The following is a 15,451-nucleotide window of genomic DNA, read 5'->3' on the forward strand; positions in this document are numbered from 1 at the left end:
GGGGCGTTCGCGCCCCCTTTGCATGTCCAGGGCTTATCGCGCGACTGAGCGGGGAAAGCCGTTTGCGCGCAACCGGTTCAGCGCCCTGACCAGTGCCTGCCGATCCGCGAATGGCCCCGCGAGAATCGCCTTGCCGGCCTTGTCCCCCACCTTCTGATCGCGCTGCGCCGTGCGAAAGCCCTGTTGCGACAGGGTTCGCAGGGCGGCCTGCGCGTCGGCCTGATCGGTGAACGTCCCTATCTCCACATAGCGCGCATTGGCGGGAATCACTTCGGCCGAGGAAGGGGGGGCAACTTGGGGGGCGGCTGGCCTGCGCGTCACTCCCTTTCCTTTGACGGCCTTTCCCGTCTTGTGGACGGGCGATGGATCAACCGGTCTGCGGGCCGTGGCGACGGGTTCGGGCAATGGCGTCTCGGACGCGGACTGTGGCTTCCTTGCGGCAACGGTCACCGGCTTCAGTTCGGGCGCGGTCATGCCGGGACACAGCCCCTGCGTGACATCGCCACCGATAACCGAGACAGGTCCATCGGCAGGCCGATAGCCGAGGCTTTCGCACAAACCCTTGGGTGCCGGACCAGCCAACAGGCTGCGCATTCGCCTTTCGACCGCAAGCTGGTCCTGCACCTGCGCGTCAAGCACCGCTTGTTCCGGGTCAGGCGGCACATCCGGCAGGGGCACCGCAGGCTGGCCGGAAGCAAGGTCGCCAGCCCGCAGGCCTTCGGCCAGCATATCTGCCAAGGCCTCCTCGGGCGAGGGGATCGCGGCTACGTCTGCGCCCGTTTCGGCGCCCTTGCTGGGGGGGAAACCGCAGATCGGCGTGCCTGCCTTGTCCAGGCGCGGCAGCCAGGCCTCAGCCTCTCGGACGAAGACGCAGCCGGTCCGGTCGATATACTGCGCGCCCGGGAAATCCCCGGGCGGGGGCGGCTCGGGCGCGGCCCGAACCTGCCCCGGCAGCAAGAGCACCATCACCAGCAAACCCAGGACCCACATCCGCCACCCGCGATTCTGTTTCGTGGGCCCAGCATTACGGGCAACGCATGAACCTGGGGTTAACGCCGCCTATTTCGTGCCGAACATCCGGTCGCCCGCATCCCCCAGACCCGGCACGATATAGCCGTGATCGTCCAGCCTTTCGTCCAGCGATGCGGTATAGATCGGCACGTCGGGATGGGCCTGGCGCATCCGCTCGACCCCTTCGGGCGCGGCCAGAAGACACAGGAAGCGCAGGTTCGTCGCGCCCCGCGCCTTCAGCATGTCGATGGCCGCCACGGATGAATTGCCCGTGGCCAGCATCGGATCGACGACGATCGTCAGACGCGCATCCAGTTCCTTGGGAACCTTGCAGTAATATTCGACCGGCATCAGCGTCTCGGGGTCGCGATACATGCCAACAAAGCCCACCCGGGCCGAAGGGATCATCTCGAGGATGCCGTCCAGCAAGCCGTTGCCCGCGCGCAGGATCGAGATCAGCGCCAGCTTCTTCCCTTCAAGCGTGGGGGCATCCATTTCGCAGATCGGCGTCTCGATCCGGGTCGAGGTCAGTTCAAGCTCTCGCGTGACCTCATAGGCCAGAAGCAGGCTGATCTCGCGCAGCAGGCGGCGGAAGCCCGCGGTGGACACGTCCTTCTTGCGCATGATCGTCAGCTTGTGCTGCACAAGCGGGTGGTCGATGACGGTCAGGTGCTGGTTCACGGAAACTCCTTCAAAAGCCGGTCGCGGGTGGCAGGGTCGCAGAACGCGGCCTCGGCTGCCCAGCGATTGATTTGCATGAACTCCGTATCGCCCCAAGCGAAGGTGTCGGCAAGCCGGTCGTATTCGTGACGCATCGTCGTGTGGAAGAACGGCGGATCATCGGTCGATACGGTGACCCGGACCCCTGCATCGGCAAGCCGCGCGACGGGATGGGACCGCCAGTCGGGATAAACCCCAAGCGTGACATTCGATCCCGGGCAGACTTCCAGGGTCACCGCCTTGTCAGCCAGTTCGCGGACAAGCCCCGGATCCTCGGTCGCGCGGACGCCGTGGCCGATCCGGGTGCAGCCAAGCGAGAGGGCATCGCGGATGCTCTCGGGGCCGCGCCATTCGCCTGCATGGCAGGTCAGGCCCAACCCCGCCTCTCGCGCGCAGTCGAAGGACCAGGCGTAATCGGTTGCGCGGCCGACGGATTCGGCCCCGCCCATGCCAAAGCCGGTTACCCAACCGCCCGCGGTTTCGGCGGCGCAGACGGCCGTCCTGCGGGCCCGATCGGGGCCGAAATGGCGGATGGCTGTCAGGATGGCGCGGCTGTCGATGCCCTGGGCGCGGGCCTTGTCCGCGACCTCGACCATGGCGGCAAGGTAATCGCGCCATGCGGACAGATCGGCCCCGCCGCAAAATTCGGGCGAGACGAAGAGTTCGGTATAGATCACGCCTTGCTCGGCCGAATGCTCCAGCACTTCGGCCAGCAGGCGGGCAAAGTCGCGCGGCGTCCGCAGCACGCTGGTGGCGGCTTCGTAGCAGCGCAGGAACCCCTCGAATCCGTCATAGGCATAGTTCCCGCGCTCGTCGAAAACGCCGGACAGGTCGGCGTGCTTTTCGGCCGCCAAGCCCCTGATGAAGGCAGGCGGGGCGGCGCCTTCCAGATGCAGGTGCAGTTCGATCTTCTTCACAGGAACGACCTTCCATGATCGGGCGGCGGCAGGCCCAGATGCTCCAGGACCGAGGCGCCGATGTCGCTGAAGCCGACCAGTCCCACGTCCTTTGCGCCCAGGCCATGACCCAGAACGGCGACACGCTCTCGGGTGTGGTCGGTGCCGTGCCAGGACGGGTCGTTGCCGTGATCTGCGGTGAAGATCGCCAGATCGCCGGGGCGCAGGCTGGCCATGAAGCGGCCGGCGATGCCATCGAACCATTCAAGCTGCGCGGCATAGCCGGGAATGTCGCGCCGGTGGCCGAAATTGGTGTCGAACTCGACGAAGTTGGCGAAGGTCAGGCTGCCGGGTTCGGCTTCCTTGCCAAGCCGGATCAGATGATCGGCAAGATCGGCATCGGACTTGCCTTTGTGCAGGTGGCTGATGCCGCGATGGCTGAAGATGTCGCCGATCTTGCCGATGGCATGGGTCACGCGTCCCGCCCCTTGCGCGATGTCCAGGATGGTCCGTCCGGGCGGTGCGATGGCGAAATCGCGGCGGTTTCCAGTGCGCCGGAACGCGCCAGGTGTCTCACCCAGGAAGGGCCGCGCGATCACGCGCCCCACGCGCATCGCGTGCAGCATGGGCGCGAGGGACTGGCACAGGGCGATCAGCCGGTCCAGGCCGAAATGGTCTTCATGCGCGGCGATCTGAAGCACGCTGTCCACCGACGTATAGCAGATGGGCCAGCCCGTCCGGATATGCTCGGCTCCGAAATCCTCGATCACCTGGGTGCCCGATGCATGGCAGTCGGCCAGGATCCCCGTGGTGCCCGCCAATTCGCAGATACGCGCCGTTACCTCGGGCGGGAAGGCAGGGGTGTTGTTGGGGAAATAGTGCCAGTCCCATGGGACAGGCACGCCCGCAATCTCCCAATGACCCGAGGGGGTGTCCTTGCCCTTGGAAATCTCGGTCGCGGCGCCCCAGAGGCCTTGGGAAGGGACCATAAGCCCCGGCGCATCCTGGCCCGAGGCCAGCCTGACGGCAGCCCCAAGACCCAGCCGGGCGAGGTTCGGCATGTTCAAGGGCCGCGCCTGCGCGATGTGACCCACGGTATTTGCGCCGGTGTCGGGGCGCGCGCCGTTGAAGAAGCGATTGGCATCGGGCGCGCCGCCTATGCCCACGCTGTCCATCACCACCAGGAAAGCCCGCCGTTCCGTCACGGCGCGATCCTGTCGCGAACAAGCGGGCCGGGATCTGCGCCCTCGCCAAGGCTGTAAGCGGCGGCAACGGCGGCAACCGCGACCTCGGCCGCGGTGTCGTCGGCGGCATGGACCAGGGCCAGGGGGCGGCCGGGGCCGACCTGTTCGCCAAGCTTCGCCAGCATCGACAGGCCGACGCGAGGGTCGATCGCCTCGCCCGCGCGGACACGGCCACCGCCAAGGGCGACGACGGCATGGCCAAGCGCGGTAACGTCGATCTGCGCAACCCGCCCTTCGGGCGCGGGAACCGGGCGGGTGACGGGGGCCGCCGCCAGATGCGCGTCGGGACGGTCCACCAGGTCCGATGGCCCGCCCTGGGCCGCGACCATGCGGCCGAACGCCTCGGCCGCGGCGCCGGAATCCAGCAGACCCGCAAGCCCTTCGTCGCCCTGCCCGACCAGGGCAAGCACTTCGGATGCAAGGGCCAGCGTCAGGTCGCGCAGCGCCCCGGCCTCTCCGCGCAGGACGCGGATCGCCTCGGCCACCTCCAGCCCGTTCCCGGCGCTACGGGCCAGGGGTTGGTCCATGTCGGTAATAAGTGCGGCGGTGGGGCAGCCCGCGCCGTTGGCGGTTTCCACCAGTGCCTGGGCCAGCCGATGCGACGATTCAGCCTTGCGCAAAAAGGCGCCCGAGCCCGCCTTCACATCCAGCACAAGCGCCTGCAGCCCCGCCGCCAGCTTCTTGGACAGGATCGAGGCGGTGATCAGGTCGATGGACTCCACCGTCGCCGATTCGTCGCGGATCGCGTAAAGCCTCCGGTCGGCAGGGGCGAAATCGCCGCTGGCCGCGACGATGGCGCAGCCCGTGGTGCGGACGATGCGGCGGAAGTCATCCTCGGGCTGGTCGCAGCGGTATCCCGGGATCGCCTCGAGCTTGTCCAGCGTGCCGCCTGTATGGCCCAAGCCACGCCCCGAGATCATCGGCACGAACATACCCCGTGCCGCCAGCAAAGGTGCAAGCACAAGGCTGACCGTGTCGCCGATGCCGCCCGTCGAATGCTTGTCCACCACTGGCCCCGGCAGATCCCAGTGCAGGACATGACCCGAATCGCGCATTGCGCGCGTCAGCGCCACGCGGCCCGGCACGCCGATGCCCCGGGTCAGGACGGCCATCGCGAAGGCGCCCGCCTGGGCGTCGCTGACGGACCCATCGGCCAAGCCCTGCGCCATCAGCGCAGCCCCCGGACCGTCCAGTCCGCGACCGTCCCGGATCGCCGCAATGACGGGCCGAGGATCGGTCATTCAGCCTTGGCCATGTGGCCGGCGTCGAAACGCCCCGGCAGTAATTCGCCAACGGTCGTCGCCAGCGTCGCGCCTTCGGTGGTGGCCAGAAGCACCGGCGTGTCATGCCGCCCGAACTCCGCCAGCTTCTGGCGGCAGCCGCCGCAAGGGGGCACGGGCGACGGACTGTCGGCGATCACCGCGACCTCGACCAACTCGGTCTCGCCCCCGGCGACCATTGCCGCAATGGCCCCGGCCTCGGCGCAGGTGCCTTCGGGATAGGCCACGTTTTCCACGTTGCAGCCGCGATAGACGGTGCCCGATGCGCCACGGATCGCCGCGCCGACCTTGAACTTGGAATAGGGGACATAGGCCATCTCGCGCACCTCGCGGGCGGCATCCAGCAGCGACATCGGCGGCTCCTTTATCTTCTGGCGGCAGTTTCGCGCAGGGTTGCCGCTAACGCAAGCCGAAGGCTCCTGTTCCCTGCCGAAGAAATGGTTTAACGCTGAACTAACTTGCAGACCGAGGGGGCCGAGATGGAAGAACGCAGACAGGACAACGCCCGGCAAGAGGCTTTGGATTATCACGAATTCCCGCGTCCGGGGAAGCTGGAGATCCGGGCCACCAAGCCGCTGGCCAACGGACGCGACCTGAGCCGCGCCTATTCCCCCGGCGTGGCCGAAGCCTGCCTGGAGATCCAGGCCGATGCCGCCAATGCCAGCCGCTACACATCGCGCGGGAACCTGGTGGCGGTGGTGTCGAACGGCACGGCGGTCCTGGGCCTGGGAAACATCGGCGCTGCGGCCTCAAAGCCCGTGATGGAGGGCAAGGCTGTCCTGTTCAAGAAGTTCGCCAACATCGACTGCTTCGACATCGAGGTGAACGAATCCGACCCCGAGAAGCTGGCCGACATCGTCTGCGCGCTGGAACCCACCTTCGGCGCGATCAACCTGGAAGACATCAAGGCGCCCGACTGCTTCATCGTCGAGAAGCTGTGCCGTGAACGCATGAACATCCCCGTCTTCCACGATGACCAGCACGGCACCGCGATCGTCGTCGGCGCGGCGGCGACCAACGCGCTGCATGTCGCGGGCAAGCGGTTCGAGGATATCAAGGTCGTCTCGACCGGCGGCGGGGCGGCGGGGATTGCCTGCCTCAACATGCTGCTGAAGCTGGGGGTGAAGCGCGAAAACATCTGGCTTTGCGACATCCATGGCCTTGTCTACAAGGGCCGGGTCGAGGACATGACCGTCCAGAAAGCGGCCTTTGCCCAGGAAACCGAGGCGCGGACGCTGGTCGAAGTGATCGACGGCGCGGACCTGTTCCTGGGCCTTTCCGGTCCCGGCGTGCTGAAGCCCGACATGGTGGCCCGGATGGCCCGCCGCCCGATCATCTTCGCCCTGGCCAACCCGACGCCCGAAATCCTGCCCGACGACGCCCGTGCCGTTGCACCCGACGCGATCATCGCCACGGGCCGCAGCGACTTCCCGAACCAGGTGAACAACGTCCTGTGCTTCCCCTTCATCTTCCGGGGCGCGCTTGACGTGGGCGCGACCACGATCAACGCCGAGATGGAGCTTGCCTGCATCGAGGGCATCGCCGCACTTGCCCGTGCGACCACGGCGGCCGAGGCCGCTGCCGCCTATCGCGGCGAGACGCTGACCTTCGGGGCCGAATACCTCATCCCCAAGCCCTTCGACCCGCGCCTTGTTGGCGTGGTCAGTTCCGCCGTGGCCCGGGCCGCGATGGAAACCGGCGTCGCCACCCGTCCCATCGCCGACCTGGAAGCCTACAAGCGCAAGCTGGACAGTTCGGTCTTCCGGTCCGCCCTGATCATGCGCCCGGTCTTCGAGGCCGCCGCCACCGCCACCCGCCGCATCGCCTTCGCCGAGGGCGAGGAGGAACGCGTCCTTCGTGCCGCCAATGCCATGCTGGAGGAAACCACCGACGTGCCGATCCTGATCGGCCGTCCCGAGGTGATCGCGATGCGCGCCGAACGCGCGGGCCTGCCGATCCGCCCCGAGCGTGACTTCGAGATCGTGAACCCCGAGAACGACCCCCGATACCGCGATTACTGGGAAACCTATCACCAGCTGATGGCGCGGCGTGGCGTCAGCCCCGACATCGCGCGGGCGATCATGCGCACCAACACTACCGCCATTGCCGCCGTCATGGTCCATCGGGGCGAGGCCGACAGCCTGATCTGCGGCACCTTCGGCCAGTATTCCTGGCACCTGCGCTATATCCGCGAGATCCTGGCGCGCGACGGGTTGGCCCCGGTCGGCGCGCTGTCGATGATCATCCTGGAAGACGGGCCGCTGTTCATCGCCGACACCCAGTGCCACGACGACCCGACGCCGCATCAGGTCATGGAGACGGTCATGGGCGCGGCGCGCCATGTCCGCCGCTTCGGCCTGACGCCCAAGATCGCGCTGTGCTGCCATTCTCAGTTCGGCAACCTCGACACCTATACCGGCCGCAAGATGCGCGAGGCCATGTCCCTGCTGGACGCCCGCAAGCCGGACTTCATGTATGACGGCGAAATGCACGTCGACTCGGCGCTGAACCCTGCCCTGCGGGAACGCATCTTCCCCGGTTCCCGTCTGGAAGGGGTGGCGAACGTGCTGGTCTTTGCGGGCACCGACGCTGCCTCGGGCGTCAGGAACGCGCTGAAGATGCGCGCCAACGGGCTTGAGGTCGGGCCGATCCTGATGGGCATGGGCAACCGCGCCCATATCGTCACACCGTCGATCACGACGCGCGGCCTGCTGAACATGAGCGTGCTGGCCGGCACTCCGGTCGCCCATTACAGTTGAAGGGCTAGGCCGGGCGATTCGGATCCGCTTCGCCCGGCATGCTGCAGATGCAGTGCTGCATTTGCAAAGAAGTCCAGCCGGCATGGGTCGTTTTGCAGCGCCCATGAATTTGCAAATGGTCCTGCAGCGCATTTGCTAAAAACGCGGCCCTCACCCTCACCTTCTCCGCTAACATTGTTGCGCGGAAGCCCTGTCGCTGCGTAACACAGCGGCAGGAGTGAGGAGACACAACCATGTCGTATCGCGACACCTATGCCGGATGGCAGGCCGATCCCGAAGGCTTCTGGATGGAGGCGGCCCGCAAGATCGACTGGGAGCGCCCGCCCAGCCGGGCCTTCTTCGACCAGGGTCCGGCCGGGGAATGGTATGCCGACGGGATGCTGAACGCCTGCTGGAATGCCGTGGACCGCCATGTCGAGGCCGGGCGTGGCGACCAGCTTGCCATCATCCACGACAGCCCCATCACCCGGTCCTGCCGGGGCATCACATACGCCGAGTTGCGCGACCGGGTCGCCAGCCTTGCGGGGGCGCTTCGCGCGAAGGGGATCGAAAAGGGCGACCGGGTCATCATCTACATGCCGATGGTCCCCGAGGCACTCGAGGCGATGCTGGCCTGCGCCCGCCTTGGCGCGATCCATTCCGTCGTCTTCGGCGGTTTTGCCGCGCATGAACTGGCAGTCCGCATCAACGACGCCACGCCCAAGGCCATCATCGCCGCCTCATGCGGGCTGGAACCGGGCCGCATCGTTCCCTACAAGCCGCTGCTGGACCGCGCGATCGATGAAGCGACCCACAAGCCCGACTTCTGCGTGATCTTCCAGCGTGAACAAGAGGTCGCGCATCTGATCGAAGGCCGCGACGTGGCCTGGCACAGCTTCCAGTTCGGCGTCGAACCCGCGGAATGCGTTCCGGTCGAGGGCAATCATCCGGCCTATGTCCTCTACACCTCGGGCACGACGGGACAGCCCAAGGGCGTGGTGCGTCATACCGGCGGGCACATGGTCGCGCTCGCCTGGTCGATGAAGAACGTCTATGGCATCGACGCGGGCGATGTTTTCTGGGCGGCATCGGACGTCGGCTGGGTCGTGGGCCACAGCTATATCTGCTATGGCCCGCTGGCCGTTGGCGCCACCACCATCGTGTTCGAGGGCAAGCCCGTGGGCACCCCCGACGCCGCCGCCTATTGGCGCGTGATCCAGAACCATCGGGTCAAAAGCGTGTTCAGCGCGCCAACCGCGATCCGCGCCATCCGCCGCGAGGATCCGGAAGGAAAGCTGATCGAGGATTACAACCTGCGCCACTTCAAGACCCTGTACCTGGCGGGCGAACGCGCCGACCCGGACACGATCCAATGGGCCGAGGAAAAGCTAGGTGTTCCCGTCATCGACCACTGGTGGCAGACGGAAACAGGCTGGCCCATCGTCGCGAACCCCGTGGGGATCGAGCTTCTGCCGGTAAAGCGCGGCAGCCCGTCCGTCACGCTGCCGGGCTATGACGTGCAGGTCCTGGACGAGGCAGGGCACCCGCTTCCCGCCGGCACCCTGGGCGCAGTCGCCATCAAGCTGCCCCTGCCCCCCGGAACCCTGCCGACCCTGTGGAATGCCGAGGACCGGTTCCGCAAGTCCTACCTGTCGCACTTCCCCGGCTACTATGAGACCGGCGATGCAGGCTATATCGACGAGGACGGCTACCTCTACATCATGGCCCGCACGGATGATGTCATCAACGTCGCGGGCCACCGCCTGTCCACCGGCGCGATGGAGGAGGTTCTTTCCGCCCATCCGGCGGTCGCGGAATGTGCGGTCATCGGCGTGGCGGACAGCCTGAAGGGGCAGATGCCGCTGGGGTTCCTGTGCCTCAAGAAGGGCACGAACACGCCCAACCAGCAGGTCGTGAAGGAAGTCGTGGGCATGGTCCGCGACCAGATCGGCCCCGTCGCGGCCTTCAAGACCGCTTGCGTCGTGGACCGCCTGCCCAAGACCCGCTCGGGCAAGATCCTGCGCGCCACGATGGTCAAGATCGCCGACGGTCAATCCTTCAAGACGCCGGCCACCATCGACGATCCGGCAATCCTTGACGAGATCGCGACCGCGCTGCGGGCGGTGGGATATCCGCAGCACGCGAGCTAACAAAAGTTCCCTGAACCAACGGGGCGCCTTTGCGTTTCAGTCGCGGAGGCGCCCATGACCGAAAAAGCGACCCAATTCATTGATCATGTTCATCTGAGGGTGGCGCATTTCGACAAGGCCAGGACATTCTACCTGGCGCTGTTCGATGCCCTTGGCCGAAGCGATCAGGCCGACAGCGGCCGGGACTGGCTTGAACTGGACGGGTTCTACCTGGACCAGGCCGATGTTGATGCCCCGCCAAGCCGGATCCACCTTGCATTCCGTGCCCGGTCCCGTGCAGAGGTCCATGCTTTCCACAAGGCCGGGCTGCAGGCAGGGGGCACCGACAACGGCGCGCCCGGCCTGCGCGATTATCACCCCGGTTATTTCGCGGCGTTTCTGCTCGACCCCGACGGCAACAACATCGAGGCCAAGTTCGACGAACGCGAGACCTAGCCCAGGTCTGCGCCAAGCCCCTGCATCAGGGGCACGAAGGACGGGAACGAGGTTGCGATGGGCGATCCGTCGTCCACCGAAACTGGCGCGTCGGCCGCAAGGCCCAGCACCATGAAGGACATGGCAATGCGGTGGTCCAGATGGGTGACGGCCGTGCCGCCGCCGCGCACCGACGCCATGCCGTAAACGGTCATGCTGTCATGCGTTTCCTCGACCCGCACGCCATTGGCTTCCAGACCCCGCGCCATCGCGTCGATCCGGTCGCTTTCCTTGACCCGCAGTTCGGCGACGCCGTTCATCACCGTTGCGCCTTCGGCAAAGGCTGCGATCACTGACAGGATCGGAAACTCGTCGATCATGCTGGCTGCGCGTTCGGCGGGAACCGTGACGCCCTTCAGCGGGCCGTGGCGGACCACCAGGTCGGCCACGGGTTCGCCACCTTCCTCGCGCGGGTTCTCGAAGGTGATGTCCGCGCCCATTTCCAGCAGCGTGACATAAAGGCCGTCGCGCGTCGGGTTGCGGCTGACGCCGGGAACGCGGATTTCGGAACCGGGAACCACCAAGGCCGCGGCGACGGGAAAGGCCGCGCTTGACGGATCACGCGGGACGGCGACGGGCTGTGCCCGCAGTTCGGGGCGTCCTTGCAGCGTGATCACATGGCCTTCGGCCGTGGTTTCGGTGCGGATATCCGCGCCAAAGCCCGCCAGCATCCGTTCGGAATGATCCCGGGTGGGTTCGGCCTCGATCACCACCGTCTCACCCGGGACATTGAGGCCCGCCAGCAGGATCGCCGACTTGATCTGCGCACTGGCCACCGGCGTGCGGTAACGCAGGGGCAGCGGATCGGCCGCGCCCTGTATGGTGATGGGCAGCCGCCCGCCTTCCCGCGCGGTGATCTGCGCGCCGAACAGGGCCAGCGGATCTGTCACCCGCGCCATCGGGCGGCGCGACAGGCTGGCGTCCCCGGTGAAGGTCGCGGTGATCGGCGTCGTGGCCATGGCCCCCATGATCAGCCGCACCCCGGTGCCCGAATTGCCGCAGTCGATCACGCCCTCGGGTTCGGAAAATCCTCCGACGCCGACGCCGTGGACGCGCCACTCGCCCTCGCCCAGCCGTTCGACCTGCGCGCCGAAGGCAGCCATCGCCTTGGCGGTGTCCAGAACGTCCTGCCCTTCCAGCAAGCCTGTGATCCGCGTCTCGCCCACCGACAGCGCACCCAGGATCAGCGCCCGGTGGCTGATCGACTTGTCGCCCGGCACCTGGGCCGTGCCGCGCAGCGGTCCGCTGCGGCGGGCGGTCATCGGGCGGGGTTCGGACGAATGGGACATGGGCACACCTGTTGATTGCGCGGTTCTTTTAGCGCCACCACCCTTGTCCGGCCAGCCCGTTCTTGCACCCGGCCACCCGGCTTTCTAGAAGCGCGGGAACGGAGGTTCCCATGACCGAACTGGATGCGCTGAAAGCCCTGGCCGATCCCGAAAAGGCCGAACAGATGCTGACCTATCACAAGGCGCCCAGGGTCTACCTTGGGGTGGCGAACGCGCAACTGGACGATCTGGTCGCCGAATGGCGGGCGTCGCGGGATGTCGATGACCGCGTGGCGCTGGCGCGGGGCTTGTGGGACAGCGACATCCATGAAGCCCGCGTGGCTGCTGCCAAGCTGTTGACGCAGGCGCGCATCCGCCCCGACAAGGCCGTCTGGTCGCTGATCGCGGGCTGGGTGCCCGAATTCGACGGCTGGGCCATCGCCGACAGCGCCATGACCGCCGGACAGAAACGGCTTGTGGCCGATCCTGCAAGGCTGGACGAGGTGGAGGCCTGGCTGGCCCTCCCCAACAAGTGGACCCGCCGCGCCGCCCTGGTGGGCACCCTGCCCTGGGCCAAGATGAACAACCCCAAGCCCGCCGATCTGGCTGCCCGCGAACGCGTCCTCGGCTGGGCCGCGCAGCTTGCCGATGACCGCGACTGGTTCATCCAGAAGGCCATCGCCTGGTGGCTGCGCGACCTGTCAAAACGCGACACGCCCCGCGTGCAGGCCTTTCTGGCCGATCACGGGGCACGGATGAAGCCTTTCGCGCGCAAGGAAGCGCTGAGGCTGGTTCAGGACCGGTAAACCTCGATCGAGGGCAGGTCGGTCAGCGATACGCCCAGCAGTTGCAACGCGGGCAGCGATACCTGCGACCCACCGCTTTCTGGCCCGTCCAGCGGGATCAGGTCCACCTTGGCGGACTTGCCGGTGCTGGGATCGACGATCCGGCCCAGCCCGCGTTCCTTGACCAGCGGCGTCTTGATCCAGAAACCGCCCTCGGATGGATTGCCCAGCGACGCGATGGTGGTGCCCAGCCGGGTCTCGGCAGCCTCGGCGGGTCTTGCAGCGGCCGCGCGTTGTTCGGGCGTGGTCGTGTCAAGCTGCGCGGCGGTCGCGCGTGCTGCCGGCCGTGGCGCAGGGGCCCGGGTCACGGCGGTGGCGGCTGCGACCTGCTCGGCCGTCATCTGGGTAGCCGGAGCCTCGGCGGGGCGGCTGACCGTCATCGCGCCCGGGGTGCAACCCGCCAGCAGTCCCCCGGTCAGGATCAGCGTCGGAATGGCGGTGGTGATACGCATGGGTCGTCCCTTCTGTCCCGTTTCCGGGTCAGCCTAGCCTGCCCTGCGCGGCCGCACCAGACCATGGCGCCTTGCCTGCGGAAGCCCGCGCGCCTAGATTGGGACCATGCAGCAAGCGGCCCCCCTTATCGACCCCTTCGCCCGGCCGATCACCTATCTTCGGGTATCGGTCACGGATCGCTGCGATTTCCGCTGCGTCTACTGCATGGCGGAACACATGCAGTTCCTTCCCAAGGCCGATCTTCTGACGCTTGAGGAACTGGACCGCCTGTGCAGCGCCTTCGTGGACCTGGGCGTCCAGAAGCTGCGCATCACCGGGGGCGAACCCTTGGTCCGTCGCAACATCATGAGCTTTTTCCGATCGATGTCGCGCCATCTGGGCAAGGGCCTGGACGAACTGACCCTGACGACCAATGGCAGCCAGCTTGGCCGCTTTGCCAGCGAGCTGGTGGACTGCGGGGTCAGGCGGGTCAACGTGTCGCTCGACACGCTCGATCCGGACAAGTTCGCGGCGATCACCCGCTGGGGCCGCCTGGCGCAGGTGCTGGACGGCATCAAGGCCGCGAAGGCCGCGGGTTTAAGCGTCAAGATCAATGCCGTCGCGCTGAAGGGCGTGAACGACGCCGAGCTTTTCGACCTCGTTCGCTGGTGCGGCGACGAAGGCCACGACCTGACCTTCATCGAGGTCATGCCGATGGGCGACCTGGGGAACGAGGACCGGCTGGATCAATACTGGCCGCTGTCGGACCTGCGGGCACGCCTAGTCGAACGCTTCACGCTGATCGACATGGCGGAACGGACCGGCGGCCCTGCCCGCTATGTCCGGCTGCAGGAAACCGGGCAGAAGATCGGCTTCATCACTCCCCTGACCCACAATTTCTGCGAAAGCTGCAACCGCGTGCGCCTGACCTGCACCGGAGAGTTGTTCATGTGCCTGGGCCAGGAAGACCGCGCCGACCTTCGCGCCCCGCTGCGGGCGTCACCTGAAGATGCGGTGGTCAAGGACGCCATCCGCGCAGCCATTGCGCACAAGCCCAAGGGCCACGACTTCGACTATTCCCGCCAAACCGTCGCGGGCCAGATGTCCCGCCACATGAGCCATACCGGCGGCTGACGCGCTTCATCTTCTGTGCCGAGATATCCTCGGGGGTCCGGGGAGCGAAGCGCCCCCGGCCGCCGCGGCATCCATCACTCGGCAGCCGTCTGCGCGCCTGCTTCCGCTTCGATCTTCTCGGCACGGTCCTCGACCAGTTGCACGATATGGTCGATCATCTGCTCGTTCGTCATCTTGTGGCTTTGGCGGCCTGCCAGATAGACCATGCCGCTGCCCGCGCCGCCGCCGGTAAAACCGATATCGGTCATCAGCGCCTCGCCCGGACCGTTGACCACGCAGCCGATGATCGACAGCGACATGGGGGTCTTGATGTGCTCCAGCCGCTTTTCAAGCGCCTCGACGGTGCGGATCACGTCAAAGCCCTGCCGCGCGCAGGACGGGCAGGAAATGATCTGCACCCCCCGCGTCCGCAGGCCAAGCGACTTGAGGATCTCGAACCCGACCTTCACCTCCTCGACCGGATCGGCGGACAGGCTGACGCGGATCGTGTCGCCGATGCCCATCCACAGCAGGTTGCCAAGCCCGATGGCCGACTTCACCGTGCCGCCGACAAAGCCCCCGGCCTCGGTGATGCCCAGGTGAATCGGTGCATCCGTCGCGTCCGCCAGTTGCTGATAGGCAGCGGCGGACAGGAACACATCCGAGGCCTTCACGCTGATCTTGAATTCGTGGAAATCGTTGTCCTGCAGGATCTTGATATGATCCAGCCCCGATTCCACCATCGCATCCGGGCAAGGCTCGCCGTATTTCTCCAGCAGGTGGCGTTCCAGCGATCCGGCGTTCACGCCGATGCGGATGGAACAGCCGTGGTCCTTGGCCGCCTTGATGACCTCGCGCACGCGGCTTTCGTCGCCGATATTGCCGGGGTTGATGCGCAGGCAGGCGGCGCCCGCCTCGGCGGCCTCGATCGCGCGCTTGTAGTGGAAATGGATGTCGGCCACGATGGGGACCGGGCTTTCGCGGCAGATCTCGCGCAGCGCGCGGGTCGTCTCCTGGTCGGGCGCGCTGATGCGGACGATATCGGCACCGGCATCGGCGGCGCGGATCACCTGGTCCAGGGTCGCGCGCACGTCATGTCCGTTGGTATTCGTCATGGTCTGCACGCTGATCGGGGCATCGCCCCCCACAGGCACATTGCCGACCATGATCTGTCGGGACTTCCGCCGCTCGATATTGCGCCAGGGACGGATCGGGTTCAGCGACATGCAAGGCCTCCGCGGGTTCGCATCTTGCAGATAAGCCATCCGGGCCAAGGCGGC

14 protein-coding genes are annotated in these 15,451 nt (G+C 66.7%); 5 read left to right on the forward strand and 9 right to left on the reverse strand.

Features of this window, described 5'->3' with window-relative positions; all coding sequences use genetic code 11:
• Window positions 1–33: 33 nt before the first annotated feature.
• The 6 genes from FIU66_RS07860 to FIU66_RS07885 form a co-directional block, all read right to left on the reverse strand.
• Window positions 34–990 (reverse strand): SPOR domain-containing protein, encoded by a 957-nt coding sequence (locus FIU66_RS07860; protein WP_167622175.1) that lies wholly within the window; start codon window positions 988–990, stop codon window positions 34–36.
• A 69-nt stretch (window positions 991–1,059) separates the two neighbouring features.
• Window positions 1,060–1,692 (reverse strand): uracil phosphoribosyltransferase, encoded by a 633-nt coding sequence (gene upp, locus FIU66_RS07865; RefSeq protein ID WP_167622176.1) that lies wholly within the window; start codon window positions 1,690–1,692, stop codon window positions 1,060–1,062.
• Window positions 1,689–2,648: an adenosine deaminase gene (locus FIU66_RS07870; protein ID WP_167622177.1), complete on the reverse strand. Its 960-nt coding sequence runs from the start codon at window positions 2,646–2,648 to the stop codon at window positions 1,689–1,691. Before FIU66_RS07870 ends, upp begins: the two co-directional genes overlap by 4 nt.
• Window positions 2,645–3,832, reverse strand: coding sequence for a phosphopentomutase (locus tag FIU66_RS07875; RefSeq protein WP_167622178.1), 1,188 nt, complete (start codon window positions 3,830–3,832; stop codon window positions 2,645–2,647). The genes FIU66_RS07870 and FIU66_RS07875 overlap by 4 nt, the downstream gene beginning before the upstream one ends.
• Complete coding sequence (locus tag FIU66_RS07880; RefSeq protein ID WP_167622179.1) at window positions 3,829–5,112, reverse strand: thymidine phosphorylase; 1,284 nt, start codon at window positions 5,110–5,112, stop codon at window positions 3,829–3,831. The genes FIU66_RS07875 and FIU66_RS07880 overlap by 4 nt, the downstream gene beginning before the upstream one ends.
• Window positions 5,109–5,504 (reverse strand): cytidine deaminase, encoded by a 396-nt coding sequence (locus FIU66_RS07885; protein ID WP_167622180.1) that lies wholly within the window; start codon window positions 5,502–5,504, stop codon window positions 5,109–5,111. Before FIU66_RS07885 ends, FIU66_RS07880 begins: the two co-directional genes overlap by 4 nt.
• Before the next feature lie 126 nt (window positions 5,505–5,630).
• Between FIU66_RS07885 and FIU66_RS07890 the strand changes: the two genes are divergently transcribed.
• The 3 genes from FIU66_RS07890 to FIU66_RS07900 all read left to right on the forward strand — a co-directional run bounded on the left by FIU66_RS07890 (window position 5,631) and on the right by FIU66_RS07900 (window position 10,474).
• Window positions 5,631–7,910, forward strand: a complete 2,280-nt coding sequence (locus FIU66_RS07890) for an NADP-dependent malic enzyme (RefSeq protein WP_167622181.1) — start codon at window positions 5,631–5,633, stop codon at window positions 7,908–7,910.
• A 233-nt stretch (window positions 7,911–8,143) separates the two neighbouring features.
• The gene (locus FIU66_RS07895) at window positions 8,144–10,039 is read left to right on the forward strand and encodes a propionyl-CoA synthetase (protein ID WP_167622182.1); all 1,896 of its coding nucleotides are present in this window, start codon (window positions 8,144–8,146) and stop codon (window positions 10,037–10,039) included.
• A gap of 54 nt (window positions 10,040–10,093) precedes the next feature.
• The gene (locus FIU66_RS07900) at window positions 10,094–10,474 is read left to right on the forward strand and encodes a VOC family protein (protein WP_167622183.1); all 381 of its coding nucleotides are present in this window, start codon (window positions 10,094–10,096) and stop codon (window positions 10,472–10,474) included.
• Here the strand turns inward: FIU66_RS07900 and aroA are convergent.
• Window positions 10,471–11,802 (reverse strand): 3-phosphoshikimate 1-carboxyvinyltransferase, encoded by a 1,332-nt coding sequence (gene aroA / locus FIU66_RS07905; RefSeq protein ID WP_167622184.1) that lies wholly within the window; start codon window positions 11,800–11,802, stop codon window positions 10,471–10,473. The genes FIU66_RS07900 and aroA overlap by 4 nt on opposite strands.
• A gap of 110 nt (window positions 11,803–11,912) precedes the next feature.
• Between aroA and FIU66_RS07910 the strand changes: the two genes are divergently transcribed.
• Complete coding sequence (locus FIU66_RS07910; protein WP_167622185.1) at window positions 11,913–12,587, forward strand: DNA alkylation repair protein; 675 nt, start codon at window positions 11,913–11,915, stop codon at window positions 12,585–12,587.
• Here the strand turns inward: FIU66_RS07910 and FIU66_RS07915 are convergent.
• Window positions 12,575–13,078 (reverse strand): hypothetical protein, encoded by a 504-nt coding sequence (locus FIU66_RS07915; RefSeq protein WP_167622186.1) that lies wholly within the window; start codon window positions 13,076–13,078, stop codon window positions 12,575–12,577. The genes FIU66_RS07910 and FIU66_RS07915 overlap by 13 nt on opposite strands.
• 106 nt (window positions 13,079–13,184) lie before the next feature.
• Here FIU66_RS07915 and moaA point away from each other — a divergent pair, with 106 nt between their 5' ends.
• Window positions 13,185–14,192, forward strand: a complete 1,008-nt coding sequence (gene moaA, locus FIU66_RS07920) for a GTP 3',8-cyclase MoaA (RefSeq protein WP_167622187.1) — start codon at window positions 13,185–13,187, stop codon at window positions 14,190–14,192.
• A gap of 74 nt (window positions 14,193–14,266) precedes the next feature.
• On the opposite strand, the gene ispG is transcribed toward moaA, so the two are convergent.
• Entirely contained in the window at window positions 14,267–15,397 is a 1,131-nt protein-coding gene (gene ispG, locus FIU66_RS07925; RefSeq protein WP_167622188.1) for a flavodoxin-dependent (E)-4-hydroxy-3-methylbut-2-enyl-diphosphate synthase, read from the reverse strand.
• Window positions 15,398–15,451 lie beyond the last annotated feature (54 nt).

The organism is Paracoccus sp. AK26 (assembly GCF_011801365.1).
Lineage (GTDB): Bacteria > Pseudomonadota > Alphaproteobacteria > Rhodobacterales > Rhodobacteraceae > Paracoccus > Paracoccus aerius.